The sequence below is a fragment of the Advenella incenata genome, assembly GCF_004217095.1.
GTDB lineage: Bacteria > Pseudomonadota > Gammaproteobacteria > Burkholderiales > Burkholderiaceae_B > Advenella > Advenella incenata.
This window is the reverse complement of record NZ_SHKO01000001.1, coordinates 2,208,892-2,223,095: the sequence shown is the minus strand read 5'-3', so window position 1 is coordinate 2,223,095 and position 14,204 is coordinate 2,208,892. Positions and strand designations below refer to the sequence as shown.

Annotated in this window: 9 protein-coding genes; 5 read left to right on the top strand and 4 right to left on the bottom strand. The window is 55.5% G+C overall.

Going from position 1 to position 14,204, the window contains the following annotated elements; genetic code table 11:
* Nucleotides 1-30: 30 nt before the first annotated feature.
* The 4 genes from folC to aceE all read right to left on the bottom strand — a co-directional run bounded on the left by folC (nucleotide 31) and on the right by aceE (nucleotide 7,868).
* The gene (gene folC / locus EV681_RS10025) at nucleotides 31-1,335 is read right to left on the bottom strand and encodes a bifunctional tetrahydrofolate synthase/dihydrofolate synthase (RefSeq protein ID WP_128394238.1); all 1,305 of its coding nucleotides are present in this window, start codon (nucleotides 1,333-1,335) and stop codon (nucleotides 31-33) included.
* Between the two features lie 205 nt (nucleotides 1,336-1,540).
* Nucleotides 1,541-3,433: a dihydrolipoyl dehydrogenase gene (gene lpdA, locus EV681_RS10020; RefSeq protein ID WP_130303844.1), complete on the bottom strand. Its 1,893-nt coding sequence runs from the start codon at nucleotides 3,431-3,433 to the stop codon at nucleotides 1,541-1,543.
* Nucleotides 3,434-3,441: 8 nt separating this feature from the next.
* A complete protein-coding gene (gene aceF, locus EV681_RS10015) occupies nucleotides 3,442-5,154 on the bottom strand; it encodes a dihydrolipoyllysine-residue acetyltransferase (protein WP_130303843.1) in 1,713 nt (570 codons plus the stop codon).
* Between the two features lie 11 nt (nucleotides 5,155-5,165).
* Nucleotides 5,166-7,868, bottom strand: coding sequence for a pyruvate dehydrogenase (acetyl-transferring), homodimeric type (gene aceE / locus EV681_RS10010; protein ID WP_128394241.1), 2,703 nt, complete (start codon nucleotides 7,866-7,868; stop codon nucleotides 5,166-5,168).
* A gap of 292 nt (nucleotides 7,869-8,160) precedes the next feature.
* Between aceE and EV681_RS10005 the strand changes: the two genes are divergently transcribed.
* From EV681_RS10005 to EV681_RS09985, 5 genes are read left to right on the top strand one after another with little or no spacing between them, the layout of a single operon-like run.
* The gene (locus EV681_RS10005; RefSeq protein ID WP_130304061.1) at nucleotides 8,161-9,915 is read left to right on the top strand and encodes a PAS domain-containing sensor histidine kinase; all 1,755 of its coding nucleotides are present in this window, start codon (nucleotides 8,161-8,163) and stop codon (nucleotides 9,913-9,915) included.
* Nucleotides 9,912-10,517, top strand: a complete 606-nt coding sequence (locus EV681_RS10000) for a response regulator transcription factor (RefSeq protein WP_130303842.1) — start codon at nucleotides 9,912-9,914, stop codon at nucleotides 10,515-10,517. Before EV681_RS10005 ends, EV681_RS10000 begins: the two co-directional genes overlap by 4 nt.
* Before the next feature lie 15 nt (nucleotides 10,518-10,532).
* Nucleotides 10,533-11,396, top strand: a complete 864-nt coding sequence (folD, locus tag EV681_RS09995) for a bifunctional methylenetetrahydrofolate dehydrogenase/methenyltetrahydrofolate cyclohydrolase FolD (RefSeq protein WP_128394243.1) — start codon at nucleotides 10,533-10,535, stop codon at nucleotides 11,394-11,396.
* Between the two features lie 2 nt (nucleotides 11,397-11,398).
* On the top strand, nucleotides 11,399-13,558 hold the full coding sequence (locus EV681_RS09990) for a M3 family metallopeptidase (RefSeq protein WP_130303841.1): 2,160 nt from the start codon (nucleotides 11,399-11,401) through the stop codon (nucleotides 13,556-13,558).
* 18 nt (nucleotides 13,559-13,576) lie between these two features.
* Nucleotides 13,577-14,200 (top strand): SCO family protein, encoded by a 624-nt coding sequence (locus EV681_RS09985; protein WP_128394245.1) that lies wholly within the window; start codon nucleotides 13,577-13,579, stop codon nucleotides 14,198-14,200.
* The last annotated feature ends 4 nt before the right edge of the window (nucleotides 14,201-14,204 follow it).

Genomic DNA, 14,204 nt, shown 5'->3' with positions numbered 1-14,204 from the left:
CTTATTCCCGACTATTTATAAAGATAAGCTTCAGACGGCTGGACGCCCCAAATGCTGTAAAACTGCGGCCACGGTTAAAAACGAGCCAAACACGACTATTCTATCATTGTCGGCGGCCTTTGAACGTGCAGAATCATAGGCAGCCGCCGGAGAATCGAAAACCGTTACGGTTGGTAACCCTTCGGCATCCGCCGGCAACTGCTCGCGCACTCTTTCGGCAATATCCTGACCGCTGCGACCACGCTCGCCGTCAAGACTTGCGCAATACCAATGGTCCACCTTGCGGCCGAACTTTTTGATGACCTCATCGCAATCCTTGTCATTGACCATGCCGACTACCGCATGGGTATAGGGAAAATAGGCCATGCTATCCAGATTGTGGGCAAGCACCGCCGCAGCTTGCGGGTTGTGCGCCACGTCCAGCACCACGGTTGGCTGCCCGGGAATAATCTGAAAGCGTCCGGGCAGCACTGCCTGGATCAGGCCCTGGCGCACCGACTGCTGTGGAACAGCCAGCCGATCCCGCAACGACTCGATGGCGGCCAGCGCAGCCGACGCGTTGAGCAACTGGTTGGCGCCACGCAAGGCAGGATACGCCAGCGCATTGCGCCGCTGATTTCGACCAGCAAAAGCCCACTGCTGCTTGTCCGCCGAATAGTTAAAATCGTGCCCGAATAACCACAGATCTGCTTCTATCTCACGCGCGTAGTCAAGCACGGATTGCGGTGGCTGCGGGTCGCTGCAAATGGCCGGTTTTCCCTTGCGGAAAATATGCGCCTTTTCCCAGCCGATTTTCTCCCGGGTATCCCCGAGCCATTCGACATGATCTACATCAACGCTGGTAACGATGGAACAATCTGCATCCACAATATTGACGGCATCCAGCCGCCCGCCCAGGCCGACTTCCAAAATAGCCACGTCGGTTTGATGTTCCTTGAACAGCAACAGCGCAGCCAACGTCGTGTATTCGAAGTATGTGAGCGATATTTCGCCGCGCGCCGTCTCAATTTGCGCCAGCTGCCGGACAATTTGCTCGTCTGTGGCCAGTTCGCCACGAAGACGGATGCGTTCATTGAAATCGATCAGATGAGGAGAGGTATACAGGCCGGTTTTGTATCCGGCGGCCAGATAAATGGCCTCGAGCATGGCGCAGGTGGAGCCCTTACCGTTGGTTCCACCCACAATGATTTTGACGCCGCCGCCCTCGCAGGCCTGCAGGCGCTGGGCTACCGTTCTGACGCGGTCCAGACCGAGTTCGATCGCCTTGGGGTGCAGGGATTCAAGATAGGCCAGCCAATCGGCCAGCGAGTGCTTACTAGTAGGAACGGCAGACATAATAAAAATGAAATACCCGAAAGCAGAATTTTAAGTCATCAAAATGAAAAACACCCCTATTTTCGGCGTTAACCGGAAATAAGAGTGTTCTGTACTTGCCTGCAGCCTGCGCAGCCAGCGGAAAACCAGATAGCACCACGGTATCGTTGCGCTGACAGCCGCGGCACATACTAAGTGTCGCTGCCGTCAGCGCAGGACAACCGGTCTACTTGCGTTTGACCGGAGGCAGATCGGTACATGTACCATGCGCGACCTCTGCTGCCATGCCCACCGATTCGCCAAGCGTTGGATGAGGATGGATGGTCTTGCCAATATCAACAGAATCGGCGCCCATCTCCACAGCCAGCGCCACTTCGGAAATCAGATCGCCAGCATGGGTACCCACGATGCTGCCGCCAATGATCCGATGGGTCTGGGCATCAAACAGCAACTTGGTAAAGCCTTCGGAGCGACCATTGGCAATGGCCCGACCCGACGCCGCCCAGGGGAACACACCCTTTTCGTACTTGATGCCCTGCTTCTTGGCTTCTTCCTCTGTCAAACCTGCCCAGGCCACTTCCGGATCGGTATAGGCAACAGAAGGAATCACACGCACATCAAAATAACTCTTATGTCCTGCGATCACTTCGGCAGCCACATGCGCCTCATGTACGGCCTTGTGCGCCAGCATGGGTTGCCCCACGATATCGCCAATGGCAAATATATGTGGCACATTGGTTCGCATCTGCTCATCCACTTCAATGAACCCGCGTTCTGACACCTGAATCCCGGCCTTGTCGGCCCCGATTTTTGCGCCGTTGGGTGAACGCCCCACCGCCTGCAAAACCAGATCATATCTTTGCGGCTCGGCCGGCGCCGCGTCACCTTCGAACGTAACCCAGATACCATCGGGCTTGGCCTGGGCCGCAACCGTTTTGGTTTTTACCATGATCTGATCGAAACGACCTTCGTTTTTCTTTTGCCATACCTTGACCAGATCGCGATCTGCGCCCTGCATCAAGCCATCGAGCATTTCAACAACATCCAGGCGTGCGCCAAGCGCGGAATAGACCGTGCCCATTTCCAGGCCGATAATGCCGCCGCCTATAATCAGCATTTTTTCCGGAATGCTTTGCAGTTTCAAGGCGCCGGTGGAATCGACAATCCTTTCGTCTTCCGGCAGAAACGGCAGTTTCACCGACTGACTGCCAGCCGCAATAATGGCGTGCTTGAAGGCCACTGTTTCGCTTGATCCATCATCTTTCTTTACAGTCAAATGATGTTCGTCGGCAAACTCGCCCAACCCCTGGATCACCTTGACCTTGCGCGCCTTGGCCATGCCGGTCAGACCACCAGTTAGTGTGGAAACCACCTTGTCTTTGCTGGCACGCAGCTTGTCCAGATCGATGGTCGGCTCACCAAAGGTAATGCCATTTTGGGACAGGTGTTTCGCCTCTTCCAGTACCGCCACGCTGTGCAACAGCGCTTTGGAGGGAATACATCCGACGTTCAGACATACGCCACCCAGTGTGGCGTAGCGTTCGACCAGTACTACGTTTAGTCCCAGGTCGGCGGCACGGAACGCAGCAGAATAACCGCCAGGACCGGCGCCCAGTACGAGCACATCGCAGCCGTCCGCAGGCGCCGATGCCGGAGGCGAGTACTTCACCTCACTGCCAGCAGCAACGTCCGCAGATTTACTGTCACCCGTGCCCTGTGCTGGCCGCTTGTCTGGTGAATCAACGGCGCCATCGCGGCTTTTTTCGTTGTCGCCAGCGCCAGCCGCTTTCTGAACCGCAGCCGCATCGCTTTTTGCAGCAGGCTGCACCTTGTCCTGCGCCGCTGGCTTGTCGCCGGCCGCAGCCTGTGCACCTGCCGCGGCAGCTTCAAGCATCAGAATAATATCGCCCTCGGCAACCTTGTCGCCCACTTTAACCGACAGGGACACAACCTTGCCGGCAGCCGACGACGGGATTTCCATCGAAGCCTTGTCCGACTCAACGGTAATCAGGCTCTGTTCTTCCTTGACCGTATCGCCTTCGGCGACCAGCACTTCGATTACTTCTACCGCATCGAAGTCGCCGATATTGGGCACCTTGATTTCTACTTGACTCATCAATATCTCCGTCAGATCAGGACACGGCGGAAATCCGCCAGAACTGCAGCCAGATACGCATTAAAGCGCGCTGCAGCGGCACCGTCGATTACGCGATGATCATAGGAAAGCGACAGCGGCAACATCAGGCGCGGTGCAAATTCCTTACCGTTCCATACCGGTTGCATGGCAGATTTTGAAACGCCCAGAATGGCCACTTCGGGCGCATTGATAATAGGCGTAAAGCTTGTGCCGCCAATACCGCCGAGCGAACTGATGGAAAAACACCCGCCCTGCATCTGGGCTGGCGACAATTTGCCATCCCGTGCCAGTTTGGCCAGCTCGGTCATTTCCTTGGCAATCTGACTGACCGCTTTTTTGTCGGCATCACGAATCACCGGCACGACCAGGCCGTTTGGCGTATCGGCTGCAAATCCGACATGATAGTACTGCTTGAGCACCAGATTATCGCCACTGAGCGAGGCGTTAAATTCCGGAAACTTCTGCAGTGCAGAAACCACGGCCTTGATCAGGAACGCCAGCATGGTGAACTTGACGCCGGCCTTTTCATATTCCTTGTTCATGGCAACCCGGAAGGCTTCCAGTTCGGTAATATCGGCCTGCTCGTTATTTGTCACATGCGGAATCATGACCCAGTTGCGATGCAGGTTGGCGCCAGAAATTTTCTTGATGCGCGACAACGGCTTGCTTTCTATCGGTCCGAATTTGGAGAAGTCGATATTCGGCCAGTCCAGAACGCTCAGGCCGCCACCGCCCACTTGCGAGCTGGTGGTCGTAGAAGACGTACTGGTGGCGACAGAAAGCGCGGCCTTGACGAATTTGCGAACATCGTCCTGCGTAATGCGCTGTTTCTCTCCAGAGCCGGTAATCTGGGTGAGGTCCACACCCAATTCCCGGGCAAATTTCCGAACCGATGGCGAAGCATGCGGCAAACTGCGGGCAGATACAGCAGACCCGAAAGCCGCCGTGGGTGAAACACGTTGCTGCGCCGCGCCGCTTGCCTGAGGCGCAGGCGCCTTGGCAGCAGTAGCCGGCTCGCCCTGGGCCTTGTCAGCATTGCTATCGGCCGGTTTGTTCTTGGTCTCGGCAGGCACCGCAGCCGCTTTGGCAGCACCACCGCCAGACTTGAGCTTGACAATGGCCGTGCCTTTGGCCACTTTATCACCCACCTTGACCAGCACCGCTTCAACTTCCCCGTCGTCAGAAGACGGGATTTCCATGGAGGCCTTGTCCGACTCCACGGTAATCAGGCTTTGCTCCTGCTTGACTTTATCGCCCGGTGCAACCAGCACTTCAATGACTTCTACCTCGCTAAAGTCACCGATATCCGGTACCGTCACCTCCAGCGTGGCGCTGCCACTGTCGGTGCCAGCCGGTTGTGTTGCCTCTTGCTGTTCAGCAGGCTGCTCCTTGTCCGCCGGCTTGGCAGCATCGTCCGCCGCATTCCCGGCGGCAGGCTTGCCGTTGTCCGCCGCTGCGGCCTGCTCGGCTTCGAGCGTCAGGATAACCTTACCTTGGGCCACTTTGTCGCCAACCTTGACGCTGATCTCTTTGACAACGCCAGAAGCGGAAGAAGGAATTTCCATGGATGCCTTATCCGACTCGACAGTAATAAGGCTTTGCTCTTCCTTGACGGTATCGCCCGGCGCCACCAGCAACTCAATGACTTCCACCTCACTGAAATCACCAATGTCCGGAACCTTGATTTCGATTACATTGCTCATAATGATCTGCCTTATGCGTGGTGAGGATTGGCTTTGTTGGTGTCAATGCCATATTTCTGAATGGCTTCGCTCACTTTTGATTTGTCGATCGCACCGTCGTCGGCCAGCGCCTTGAGCGCAGCCAGAACTACGAAATGACGATCCACTTCAAAGTGCTCACGCAGTTTGTAACGGAAGTCGGAACGGCCGAATCCGTCGGTGCCCAGCACCCGGTACGTACGCCCTTTGGGCATAAAGTCCCGTACCTGATCTGCAAACAGTTTCATATAGTCGGTCGACGCAATGATCGGACCTTCTGATGTTTCCAACTGCTTGGTAATGTAAGGCACTTGCGGTTTGCCATCGGGGTTGAGCAGGTTGTGACGGTCCACATCCAGACCTTCGCGGCGCAGCTCGGTGAAACTGGTTACGCTCCACACATCTGAAGAAATATCCCAGTCCTGTTTGAGCAGTTCCTGAGCTTTCATGACTTCGCGCAAAATGGTGCCAGATCCCATCAACTGCACATGATGCTTGCCGCCACTTGTCGACTGCAGCTTGTACATACCCTTGATAATGCCATCCGCATCGCCCTCTTTGAGTCCAGGCTGAGCATAGTTTTCGTTCATCAGCGTGATGTAGTAATACACGTTTTCCTGATTTTCAACCATGCGCTTCAGACCATGCTGCATGATCACGGCCACTTCGTGCGAAAACGTCGGGTCGTAGCTGACGCAGTTTGGAATGGTTGAAGAAAGAATATGGCTGTGGCCATCTTCATGCTGCAAACCTTCGCCATTGAGCGTGGTGCGACCGGCCGTACCGCCAAGCAGGAAGCCGCGGGCCTGCATATCGCCTGCAGCCCATGCCAGATCTCCAACCCGCTGGAATCCGAACATCGAGTAGTAGATGAAGAACGGAATCATGATTCGGTTGTTGGTCGAATAGGATGTCGCGGCGGCAATCCAAGAAGCAAATGCGCCAGCCTCGTTGATCCCTTCCTGCAGCAACTGGCCATCGGCCGATTCCTTGTAGTACATCACCTGGTTTTTATCCACAGGCGTGTACTTCTGCCCTTCCGGCGCATAAATACCGATTTGGCGGAACAACCCTTCCATACCAAAAGTGCGCGATTCGTCGGCCAGAATCGGCACAATCCGCTCACCCAACTGCTTGTCGCGCAGCAGTTGATTCAAAAAGCGCACAAACGCCTGTGTTGTTGAAATTTCACGACCTTCGCTGGTCGGCTCAAGCACAGCCTTGAACACATCCAGTGCCGGCACTTTGAGTTTTTCGTCCGCCAGCGGACGACGACTTGGGTAGTAGCCGCCCAATTTCTCGCGCTGCTCGCGCAGATACTTCATTTCAGGTGAATCTTCAGACGGCTTGTAGTACGGCAGGTTTTCAAGCTGATCGTCGGCAATCGGAATATTGAAACGATCGCGGAAGCCCTTGAGCGAATTGATGTCCAGTTTCTTTTGCTGGTGAGCCGGGTTCTGGCCCTGCGCGATAGCACCCAAACCGTAACCCTTGATGGTTTTGGCCAGAATGACGGTAGGCTGGCCGACCGAGTTCTTGGCAGCGTCAAATGCAGCATATACTTTGTAGGGATCGTGACCGCCACGGTTTAAGCGCCAGATTTCCTCGTCGCTCATGCGGCTGACCATTTCCAGCAGGCGCGGGTCCTTGCCGAAGAAGTGTTCACGAACATAGGCACCATCATTGGCCTTGCAAGCCTGGTATTCGCCGTCAACGGTTTCCTGCATGACTTTGCGCAGAATGCCTTCCTTGTCGCGCGCCAACAGTGGATCCCAGTAACCGCCCCAGATGAGCTTGATCACATTCCAGCCGCTACCGCGAAATTCGCCTTCCAGCTCCTGGATGATCTTGCCGTTGCCGCGTACCGGTCCGTCAAGACGCTGCAGGTTGCAGTTGATCACGAAAATCAGGTTATCCAGTTTTTCGCGTGCAGCCAGACTGATGGCGCCCAGTGATTCCGGCTCATCCATTTCACCATCACCGCAGAACACCCAGACCTTGCGTTTGCTGGTGTCGGCGAGGCCGCGGGCATGCAGGTACTTCAGGAACCGGGCCTGATAAATCGCCATCAATGGGCCCAGACCCATGGAGACGGTTGGGAACTGCCAGAATTCCGGCATGAGTTTGGGGTGCGGATAGGAAGGCAGCCCCTTGCCGCCCACTTCCTGACGGAAGTTGTCCAACTGGTCTTCGGTCAGCCGTCCTTCAAGATAGGCGCGTCCGTACACGCCGGGCGAAGAGTGACCCTGGAAATACACCAAATCGCCGCCATGATCTTCAGTCGCAGCGTGCCAGAAATGGTTCTGGCCGCAACCGATCATGGTTGCCAGCGAAGCAAACGAGGCGATATGACCACCCAGATCGCCACCGTCCTCAGGATTGTGTTTATTGGCCCTGACCACCATCGCCATGGCATTCCAGCGCACATAAGAGCGAATACGCTCTTCCATGGCCATGTTGCCCGGATGTCGCGGTTCCAGTCCGGGTGGTATGGTATTTACATAGGCTGTATGGGGGGAATACGGAATATTGGAGCCGGACCTGCGTGCCAGGTCGGTCAGTCGCTCAAGCAGAAAGTGCGCACGTTCAGGCCCCTCCCTGTCCAGTACTGCTTCCAGTGAATCGAGCCATTCCTGGGTTTCTACGCTATCCACATCTGTGGACTTGCCTGTCTGAGGGGTATCTGATGTAGACATTCAGTTCTCCATATCGATTTTTTATGCTGGCCACGGCACTATCGTGTTTGTGTAACCATACCATTTTCGGTGCGCAGGGAAACCCGGTTTGCGGGTTTGTACACCTGACTGCTGCCCATTCTAAAAGAGCAGGCCGCCTCTGACAAGGAATATTTTATATAATGATATTGAATTTTATAATGTGAAATTTACATTGCAGTGCAACATGACTAAATGACAAAATTTGCGCAGTTGCTGTGAATTTGCATCTAACTCCTTTAAAATGTCCAGGTTATGAATTGTGATCATGAGCATGCCCGAATTACCAAGCAAATCTTTGCTTACCTCGTCTTTTTACGATAGCGCAAAATTCAGAAAACGCGGCCTGTACTGGATCACCCCCGTTTTTGTTCTGGTACTGTACCTGCTGGTTATGGCCGGTTTTTTCTGGCTGCAGCGTTTGCACAGCCAAAGCGTCATGTTCATTACCATGGACGAAGAGACCCGCCAGCAACGGCTGCTATTTTTCGTCATCGCCCTCTCCCTGATCATCATTATCAGCCTGCTCGCCTTATGGCGCTATACGCGTTTTCGCTCACATGCCGAAGCTGCCCTGCAGGCTGAAACCAGTTTTCGCCGCGCCATGGAAAACTCCATGTCAACCGGCATGCGCGTGCTGGACATGCAGGGCCGTATCGCCTACGTCAACCCAGCCTTTTGCCGCATGATGGGATGGAACGAGGCGGACCTGCTGGGCAAAAGCACGCCCTTTCCCTATTGGGTGCCGGGCCGCTACGACGAACACCAGCGCACCCTCGATATCCTGATGTCCGGCAAAACGCCCAGCACCGGCCTGGAAGTGGAAGCGCAGCGGCGCGACGGCTCGCGCTTTACTTCGCGCATGTATGTCTCAGCCCTGCGCGATCCCAATGGCGAGCAGATCGGCTGGATGACCTCCATGACCGACATTACCGAACCGAAGCGTGTGCGCGAAGCCCTGGCCGCGGCCCACGAGCGTTTCATGACGGTTCTCGAAGGGCTGGACGATGCGATTTCCGTGGTCGCAGATACCGTGAACGGCCGCGAGTTGCTGTTTGCCAATCGTACCTATCGCCGTCTTTTCGGCTCGCAGCCCCAGGGCCACGCGGAACTGCTGGCCGGCCGACGCGGCCGTTTTACCGAAGACTCCATCGAACAGTATGCACCCAGTGTCAACAGCTGGTTTGAAGTGCAGCATCGCATGCTGGTCTGGACCGATGGGCGGCGTGTTCGCCTGCAGGTGGCGCGCGACATTACCGAGAGGCGCAAGCACGAGGAAGAGTCACGTAACCAGCAGGAAAAAATCCAGCTCACCAGCCGCCTGACTACCATGGGGGAAATGGCCTCATCACTTGCGCACGAACTGAACCAGCCGCTGACTGCCATTGCCAATTACAATATGGCTGCAGTAGCGATGCTCAAATCAGGACGGGCTACCAACGAATCGCTGCTTTCTGCGCTGGAAAAAGCGGCAAACCAGGCCGAGCGCGCCGGCAAAATTGTCAGCCGCATCCGCGAATTCGTCAAACGCAGTGAGCCGCGCCGCCAGCGCGTCCCCGTTGAAGAAATCGTCGAGCACGCGCTGGACTTTGCCGAGATCGACGCCCGCAAACGGCAGATACGTATCGAAGCCATTATTCCCGATCATATTCCCCATGTGCTGGCAGACCCGATTCTGATCGAACAGGTACTGCTGAATCTGGTCAAAAACGGCCTGGAAGCGATGAACCACTCCGAGCATGACCTGCTGACCGTGGAAATCAAACAGCAGAACCAGTTGGTCGAATTTATCGTGACCGATCGTGGCCACGGCATACAAGAGCCCGAACGACTGTTCGAGCCTTTTTTCAGTACCAAATCCGAAGGCCTGGGAATGGGCCTGAATATATGTCGCACCATTATCGAATCACACCATGGCAGACTCTGGGCACAGGCCAATCCGGACGGAGGCACCCTGTTTCATTTCACCCTGCCCTGTGCTCCACAAGAGCCCAATGACACACCTATCAAAGAGGAATTAACCGTATGAATAACCCAAGCAGCATTGTATATATCGTAGATGATGACGAAGCGGTGCGTGATTCGCTGCGCTGGCTCCTTGAGGCTAACGGCTATCAGGTCGTGGCCTTCGATAGCGCGGAAAAATTCCTCGAAGGCTACAACCCGAATGTCATCAGCGTGCTGATTGCCGACGTGCGTATGCCGGGTATGTCAGGCCTGGAATTGCAAGAGACCCTGGTGGCACGCAAGGCGACCATTCCTGTGGTGTTCATTACGGGCCACGGCGATGTGCCCATGGCAGTGTCCACAATGAAAAAAGGTGCCGTCGACTTTCTGGAAAAACCGTTTAACGAAGCGGACCTGCGCGAAATCATCGCACGCATGCTGGAGCAGGCTGTTAACAACGCCTCCGAGCAACAGGCCCGCAAAAACCATGAAGAACTCATCGGCCGCCTGACCGCCCGCGAACAACAGGTCCTTGAGCGCATTGTGGCCGGCAGGCTGAACAAACAAATTGCCGACGATTTGAACATCAGCATCAAAACGGTCGAAGCGCATCGCGCCAACATTATGGAAAAACTGGAAGTAACCACGGTGGCCGACTTAATGAAAGTGGCTTTGGTAAAGTAGGACTGCAAACACAACATGACAGCACGCATTATTGATGGCAAACAGCTGGCCGAAAAACTCAAGCTGCAAATGGTTCCGCATCTGGCCCGGCTCAAAGAACAGGGTATCGTCCCTTCCCTTACGGTAATTCTAGTTGGTGACGACCCTGCCTCGCAGGTATATGTCAATCACAAGGCCAACACGTTCAACAAGCTTGGGCTGACCTCTTCGGTTGAAACCTATCCGGCGCAGATGACCGAAGCCGAGCTGCTGGCGCGTATCAACACGCTCAATAACGATGCCTCGGTCAATGGTATTCTGGTTCAGTTGCCTCTGCCGCCGCATTTCAATGCCGATACCGTTATCGAAGCGATCTCGCCGGCCAAGGATGTGGATGGTTTTCACGTGAGCAACGCCGGGGCGTTGATGATCGGCAAGCCCACCTTCATTCCCTGCACCCCATACGGGATCATGAAAATGCTGGAAGACGAACAGGTAACCATTCGCGGCGCCGAGGCGGTCGTGGTGGGCGCCAGCAACATCGTTGGCAAGCCAATGGCTTTGCTATTGCAGAAAGCCGGCGCAACCGTCACCATATGCAATTCGAAAACCCGCGATCTGGGCGCCCAAACACGACGTGCTGATATTCTGGTGGTCGCTACCGGCAAACCTGAAATGATCACGGGCGATATGATCAAACCCGGCGCAGTGGTCATCGATGTAGGTATCAATCGCGGTCAGGACGGCAAGCTCAAGGGCGATGTGCAATTTGAAAGCGCCCGGCAAGTAGCCGCTGCCATCACACCCGTGCCCGGCGGCGTCGGCCCCATGACCATTGTCATGTTGCTCCTCAATACTGTGCACGCAGCCGAACAACAGAATCTGAAACAGAAAGCTTAACTATGACGCAAACCCAGGTTGTCCAGACCGTTGCCACAACCGGCAATCCACTGCTCGCTCCCATTTCTGACCTGATCGACTACGCTTCGATCAAGCCGGAACATATCGCGCCGGCCATCGAACTGCTTCTGGCACAAACGCGCCAGGGGATCGAAGCGCTGGTCAGCGATAGCACCCAGCCCGGTTGGGATAATTTCATTGAACCCATGGAGGCCTTATCCAGCCGTCTGTGGCGTGCCTGGTCGGTCGCCGGACACCTGAATGCCGTCATCAATACCGCAGCGCTGCGTGAAGCTTACAATGGCATGCTGCCGGTCATTACTGAGTTTTCCACCTGGATCGGCCTGAACCGGAATCTGTTCGAGCGCTATCTTGCAGTCTCCAAGAGTGCCGAATTCACAAGTTACACCCCAACCCGCAAGCGCATCATTGAACTGGCGCTACGCGATTTCCGTTTAAGCGGCGTCCAACTGGAAGGCGAAAAAAGGCAGCGTTATGCGCAATTGAATGAAGACATCGCACTGACTTCGCAGAAGTTTTCCGAGAATGCGCTCGATGCCATGGACAATTGGCACTATCAGGTCCATGACGCCGCCATGCTCGACGGCTTGCCGCAGGACGTGATTGACGCAGCGGCTCAGGCTGCAAGCGAAGCCGCCGCTCAATCGGCCGAGGCTGATGGCGCCGAAGGGTCCGATAGCACCGCCGGCGCCGACCAATCCGCGCAGGCCGGATGGCGCTTTACCCTGAAAATGCCATCCTATCTGCCGGTCATGCAATATGCGAAAAGCGCCACCTTGCGTGAAGCACTCTATCGCGGCTACGCTACGCTGGCCTCGGAGTTGGGCGAACCGCAATACGACAACTCGCCTGTCATTGAAAAACTGCTCGACTTGCGGCTGGAAGATGCGCATCTGCTGGGCTTTGCCAACTTTGCACAGATGCGCCTGCAAACCCGCATGGCCCAATCGGCAGATCAGGTGATCGCATTCCTGCGCGATCTGGCGACAAAAGCTCGCCCGTTTGCCCAACAGGACGTCGCGACATTGCGCGATTTCGCAGCCAAGGAACTGGGCATGAGCACCCTGGAGCCTTGGGACTACACCTACGTTTCAGAACAGTTGCGTCAGGCCAGATACGCGTACTCGGACGAAGAAGTCCGGCAATATCTGAGCGAAGCAAACGTCATGAACGGGCTGTTTGGTGTGATCAAAACGCTATTCGGTATAGATCTGGTACCCTTCGAAGCGCCGGTATGGCATAGCGACGTACGTGTTTTTGAAGTGCAGGAACAGGGGCGCGTCATCGGCCACCTGTATACCGACCTGTACGCCCGCAAGGGAAAACAAAGCGGCGCGTGGGTTGACAGCGAACGAAGCAGGCATGTCACCGGTACGTTGAACATCATGCCGGTTGTTTACCTTAACTGCAACTTCTCGCGTCCCCAGGGGAGCAAGCCTGCCCTGCTGACCCATGACGATGTCATCACGCTGTTTCATGAAACAGGACATGCCTTGCATGCGTTGCTGTCAAAAGTAGACGAACCTGCGGCCTCGCCTTTTGCCAGTGTCGAATGGGACGCAATCGAACTGCCCTCCCAGTTCATGGAAAATTTCGTCTGGGAGTGGCCGGTCATGCGCAGCATGGCCGTGCATTGGGAAACAGGCAAGCAAATGGATCGCGATTTGTTCGAGCGACTGCTATCGGCTCGCAACTTCCAAAGCGGCATGCAAATGGTGCGTCAGATTGAATTCTCATTATTCGATATGCTAATTCACACACGCGCTAAGCCAACCACCATTGACACCGTGATGCAGATCCTGGATCAGGTCCGTCAGGAGGTGGCCGTGATTATGCCGCCTTCCTGGAACCGGTTTGCGCATAACTTTTCCCATCTGTTTGCCGGCGGCTACGGCGCGGGCTATTACAGCTACAAGTGGGCCGAGGTATTGTCTGCTGATGCTTATAGTCTCTTTGAAGAGCACGCTGACAGCGATCGGGGAACTTTGAATCCGCAAATCGGTCAATCGTTCAAGGAGCAGATTCTGGCCGTAGGCGGTTCACGCCCCGCTGCAGAATCATTTGAGGCATTTCGCGGCCGTGGCCCCTCACCCGAAGCCCTGCTGCGTCACAGCGGGCTTGTGGTCGAGGCCACCGCCTGATTTTTTATTGGAAGTATCATGCGTTTTCGCCATTCCCTGCTGCTGGCCCTGGCCGCACCCTTCGTATTTCATGCAGCAGTCGCCCAGGGCATCCCCGATGTCCCTGGAGCGACGCAAAGCCAGCGTCCGACAACCATCTATCCAATAGCCAATCACCTGCCCGATCTGTCCTTCTCGCTTAATGCAAGCGCAGGTAAAACCTTGACCGAACAAGCGGTAAAAGGCAAGGTCGTGATGCTGTTTTTCGGTTACGCCAGTTGCCCGGACATCTGTCCCACGACCATGGCGCAGCTGTCCGAAGTAATGCAACAACTGGGTCCCAAGGCCAAAGAGGCACAGATTCTCTTCATTAGCGTTGATCCGCACCGTGATACGCCTGAAGTGCTGCAGGCGTATGTCGATGCATTCAATAATGGCGCGATCGGGCTGACCGGCAGTGAGCAGCAGATCGCCTCTGTCGCGCGCCGCTACCGTGTTGCCTACCAGATCAGCAAACCCAAGGATGCCAGCAATCCGCAAGCATACGAAGTGATGCATGGCCGCGGCATTTATATTTTTGATAAAGACGGCCACGCCCGCTATCTGGCCTCCGACAGCGAAACACCAGAGCAGGTGACGGAAAAAATCCGCTCACTGCTCTGAGCCC

Excerpts from the sequence above, each read along its gene's own strand:
- EV681_RS09990 (WP_130303841.1), top strand. The coding sequence starts at position 11,399 with ATGACGCAAACCCAGGTTGTCCAGACCGTTGCCACAACCGGCAATCCA.
- EV681_RS10000 (WP_130303842.1), top strand. The coding sequence starts at position 9,912 with ATGAATAACCCAAGCAGCATTGTATATATCGTAGATGATGACGAAGCG.
- aceE (WP_128394241.1), bottom strand. The coding sequence starts at position 7,868 with ATGTCTACATCAGATACCCCTCAGACAGGCAAGTCCACAGATGTGGAT.
- aceF (WP_130303843.1), bottom strand. The coding sequence starts at position 5,154 with ATGAGCAATGTAATCGAAATCAAGGTTCCGGACATTGGTGATTTCAGT.
- EV681_RS10005 (WP_130304061.1), top strand. The coding sequence starts at position 8,161 with ATGCCCGAATTACCAAGCAAATCTTTGCTTACCTCGTCTTTTTACGAT.
- folC (WP_128394238.1), bottom strand. The coding sequence starts at position 1,335 with ATGTCTGCCGTTCCTACTAGTAAGCACTCGCTGGCCGATTGGCTGGCC.
- EV681_RS09985 (WP_128394245.1), top strand. The coding sequence starts at position 13,577 with ATGCGTTTTCGCCATTCCCTGCTGCTGGCCCTGGCCGCACCCTTCGTA.
- folD (WP_128394243.1), top strand. The coding sequence starts at position 10,533 with ATGACAGCACGCATTATTGATGGCAAACAGCTGGCCGAAAAACTCAAG.